Below are 4,111 nucleotides of genomic sequence, written 5' to 3' on the forward strand. Positions count from 1 at the left end.
GCCCAGGTCGACCCCCACCCCAACCCCCTACAGGTCCAGGTCCGAGCGGCGGAACTTCGCGTCCAGGAAGCGCCCCTGCTCGCTGAGCAGGCGCGCGTCGTGGTCGTACACGGCCTGCTGCAGCTCCCGGGCGCCCTCGAGCAGCAGGTGCAGCTGGCTGACGAGCTCCTCGGCGGGCGTGGTGCCCGAGGGCCCGCGGTGGTGCAGCGCGTAGTCCTCCGGCAGGTCCAGGTAGCGCTCCAGCGCACCGGGCAGGTACTCGTCGACGATGGCCTCGAGGTTGTGCATCTCCTCCACCTGCGCACCGCGGCGCGCCACGTGCGCCAGCAGCGGCTTCAGGACGTCCTCGACGTCGCGCACGGCGGGCACGGCCCCGTCCGGCAGGCGCCCGCCGGCGCGGTTGGCGCGCTGGACGGTCTCGCGCAGGCGCACCTGCAGCGCCTGCACCGGGTCCGCCGGGGCGGGCGGCGCGGCGGGCACCGGCGGCGCCTGCTCGAGCGCCTCGTGCTCGCCCGTGAAGGCGGCCTTGATGCGCAACCAGCGCGAGTTCGCCATGACCGAGTGCACCAGCCCCAGACCCCAGGTGCCGAGCGCGAGCAGCACGCCCAGCACGTTCACGAACAGCGAGCTCCCCGCCAGCAGCGCGAACGCCGCCCCGAACGCCGCGAAGTAGCCCGCGGCCGCCAGGACCCACGCGGGCCGGCGGCCGCGCAGACCCATGTAGAGGAAGGCCAGCCAAGGCAGCCCCACGGCCGGCAGCGCCAGCCACCAGGAGTTGGCCGCGCGCCAGGCGCGGCTGCGCAGGCGCCGTGAGACGACCTCGGGGGGCGCCTGCGCGGGCCGCCGGGTCGCGGTGCGGGCGGGCCGCCGGCCCGCGCGCCCGCCGGCGGCGCGCGGACCCCGGCACGCCCGGCGTCGGGTAACCTCGAAGTCCGTGGCGAACCGCAGCAACCCCGAGTCCCCCACCCAGCACGTCTTCGTCACCGGGGGGGTGGCCTCCTCCCTGGGGAAGGGCCTGACGGCCTCCAGCCTCGGTCGCCTGCTCCGTGCGCGCGGCCTGCGCGTGGCGATGCAGAAGCTCGACCCGTACCTCAACGTGGACCCGGGCACCATGAACCCGTTCCAGCACGGCGAGGTCTTCGTCACCGACGACGGCGCCGAGACCGACCTGGACATCGGCCACTACGAGCGCTTCCTCGACGTGCGCTTCGACGCGTCGGCGAACGTGACGACCGGCCAGGTGTACTCCTCGGTGATCGCCAAGGAGCGCCGCGGCGAGTACCTGGGCGACACCGTGCAGGTCATCCCGCACATCACCAACGAGATCGTCGACCGGATGCGCGCGCAGGCGCGCGAGGACATCGACGTCATCATCACCGAGGTCGGCGGCACCGTCGGCGACATCGAGTCCCAGCCGTTCCTGGAGGCGGCGCGCCAGGTGCGCCAGCGCCTGGGCCGCGACAACGTCTTCTTCGTGCACGTCTCCCTGGTGCCGTACATCGGGCCCAGCGGGGAGCTGAAGACCAAGCCCACGCAGCACTCGGTCGCGGCGCTGCGCAGCATCGGCATCCAGCCCGACGCGATCGTGTGCCGCTCGGACCGGGACATCCCCGAGGGCGTCAAGCGCAAGATCGCCTCGATGTGCGACGTCGACGAGGAGGCCGTGGTGGCCTGCGTGGACGCGCCCTCGATCTACGACATCCCCAAGGTGCTGCACCGCGAGGGGCTGGACGCGTACCTGGTGCGCAAGCTGAACCTGTCCTTCCGCGACGTGGACTGGACCACCTGGGACGAGCTGCTGCGCCGGGTGCACTCCCCGCGCCGCCGCGTCGAGATCGCCCTGGTGGGCAAGTACATCGACCTGCCCGACGCGTACCTGTCGGTGACCGAGGCGCTGCGCGCCGGGGGTTTCGCCGAGGACGCCAAGGTGGACATCCGCTGGGTCGCGGCCGACGAGTGCGCCACCCCCGAGGGCGCGCGCCGGCACCTGCGCGACGTCGACGCGGTCTGCGTGCCCGGCGGTTTCGGCGTGCGCGGCATCGAGGGCAAGCTCGGCGCGCTGCGCTGGGCGCGCGAGAACGGCGTGCCGACCCTAGGGCTGTGCCTGGGCCTGCAGTGCATGGTGATCGAGTACGCCCGCAACGTCGCCGGCCTGGCCGGGGCCAGCTCCACGGAGTTCGAGCCGGACGCCGAGCACCCCGTCATCGCCACGATGGCCGAGCAGAAGCACATCGTCGCCGGCGCCGGTGACATGGGTGGCACCATGCGCCTGGGCTCCTACGAGGCGGTGCTGCAGCCGGGCTCGGTCGTGGCGGCCACCTACGGCGGCGAGCGGATCTCCGAGCGCCACCGGCACCGCTACGAGGTGAACAACTCCTACCGCGAGCAGCTGGAGCGCGCGGGCCTGCGCTTCTCGGGGCTGTCCCCGGACCGCGAGCTCGTGGAGTTCGTGGAGCTGCCCGCCGAGGTGCACCCGTACTACGTGGCCACCCAGGCGCACCCGGAGTTCAAGTCCCGCCCCACGCGCTCGCACCCGCTGTTCTCCGGCCTGGTGGCCGCGGCCCTGCAGCGCCAGCGCGAGGAGCAGCTGCTGGACGTGGAGCCGGAGCCCTCCGAGGAGCACGCCGAGGAGCGCCCCGCGGGTGCGGGCGAGCCGGCCGAGCTGTCGGACGTGACCGCGTGAGCGGCTTCCCCGAGGAGCTCGAGGTGCCGGTGGTGGACGGCGGGCGGGTCGCCGACGCGCGGGTGCAGCGCGCGCTGCGCTCCAGCGAGGTCGCCTTCGCCGGCCGCGTGTGGGACGTGGTGCGCGAGGAGGTGGAGCTGCCCGGCGCCGACGGCGAGGTGTCCACGGTCACCCGCGACGTGCAGCGCCACCCGGGCGCGGTGACGGTCCTGGCCCTGGACGGCGACGAGAACGTGCTGCTGCTCAAGCAGTACCGCCACCCCGTGCGCCGGGAGCTGTGGGAGCTGCCGGCGGGCCTGCTGGACGTGCAGGGGGAGGCGCCGCTGCGCGCCGCCCAGCGCGAGCTGGCCGAGGAGGCGGACCTGGTGGCCGCCGACTGGGCCGTCGTCGTGGACTGGTTCAACTCCCCGGGCGGCTCCAGCGAGGCCAACCGCATCTACCTGGCGCGCGGGCTGTCGGCGGTGCCCGCGGCCGAGCGGCACGACCGCGAGGACGAGGAGCGCGACATGGTGCCGGTGCGCCTGCCCCTGCAGGAGGCGGTGCGCGCGGTCCTGGAGGGGCGCCTGCACAACCCGGGCACGGTCATCGGGGTGCTGGCGGTGCACGCCGCGCGGGCGGCGGGCTGGTCGACCCTGCGCCCGGCGGACGAGCCGTGGCCGGAAGGCCTGCTGAGGCGCTGAGGCGCTGAGGCGCTGAGGTGGCCGCCGCCCCGCGCGCGCGGGGCGGCCGCCACCTTCGGGCGCACCGGGCGGCCGCGTCGCTGCCCGCCCGGTGCGCCCGGCTGCCCTAGTGTCACCAGCGTGCCGCCCGCGACGCCCGCGCCCCCCGCGACACCCGCCGGCGTGCGCGAGCCGGGCGGCCGGCTCGCGGGGGCGCTGCGCGACTACCTGGTGCACCTGCGGGTGGAGCGGGGGCTGTCGGAGAACACCCTGGGCGCCTACCGGCGCGACCTGCACCGCTACCTGCGCTTCCTGGCGGGGCGCGGGGTGGACGACCCCGGGGCCGTGGACGGCGCGGCGGTGAGCGCCTTCGTGGTGGCGCTGCGCAGCGGTGCGGACGGGGGCGCGCCCCTGACGGCCAGCTCCGCGGCGCGCACCGCCTCGGCGGTGCGCGGCTGGCACCGCTTCCTGCACGCCGAGGGGCGCAGCGGCGCCGACCCGGCCTCGCTGGTGCGCCCGCCGCCGCCGCCGCGGCGGCTGCCGGCGGCGCTGACGGTGCAGGAGGTGGCCCGGCTGCTGGAGGTGGCCGGTGCGGGCGGCTCCCCGGTGGCGCTGCGCGACCGCGCGCTGCTGGAGGTGCTGTACGGCACCGGCGCGCGCATCGGCGAGGTGGTGGCCCTGGACGCGGGCGACGTGTCCGGGCCGGCGCTCGAGGACGGCGGCGCGGTGCGCCTGGGCGGCGGGGGCGCCAGGGCGCGGGTGGTGCCGC

4 protein-coding genes are annotated in these 4,111 nt (G+C 75.9%); 3 read left to right on the forward strand and 1 reads right to left on the reverse strand.

Annotation, left to right across the window (positions count from 1 at the left end):
- Positions 1-27: 27 nt before the first annotated feature.
- Complete coding sequence (locus GTR00_RS23050; protein ID WP_205705937.1) at positions 28-984, reverse strand: hypothetical protein; 957 nt, start codon at positions 982-984, stop codon at positions 28-30.
- Between GTR00_RS23050 and GTR00_RS15870 the strand changes: the two genes are divergently transcribed.
- From GTR00_RS15870 to GTR00_RS15880, 3 genes are all read left to right on the forward strand, one after another.
- Positions 935-2,683, forward strand: coding sequence for a CTP synthase (locus tag GTR00_RS15870; protein WP_166612561.1), 1,749 nt, complete (start codon positions 935-937; stop codon positions 2,681-2,683). The genes GTR00_RS23050 and GTR00_RS15870 overlap by 50 nt on opposite strands.
- Positions 2,680-3,363, forward strand: a complete 684-nt coding sequence (locus GTR00_RS15875; RefSeq protein ID WP_323132526.1) for an NUDIX hydrolase — start codon at positions 2,680-2,682, stop codon at positions 3,361-3,363. The genes GTR00_RS15870 and GTR00_RS15875 overlap by 4 nt, the downstream gene beginning before the upstream one ends.
- Positions 3,364-3,483: 120 nt before the next feature.
- Positions 3,484-4,111 (forward strand): site-specific integrase (locus GTR00_RS15880; protein ID WP_166612562.1); only part of this gene is annotated, 628 nt, incomplete at its 3' end.

The sequence above is a fragment of the Kineococcus indalonis genome (assembly GCF_009906395.1).
GTDB classification, from domain to species: Bacteria; Actinomycetota; Actinomycetes; order Actinomycetales; family Kineococcaceae; genus Kineococcus; species Kineococcus indalonis.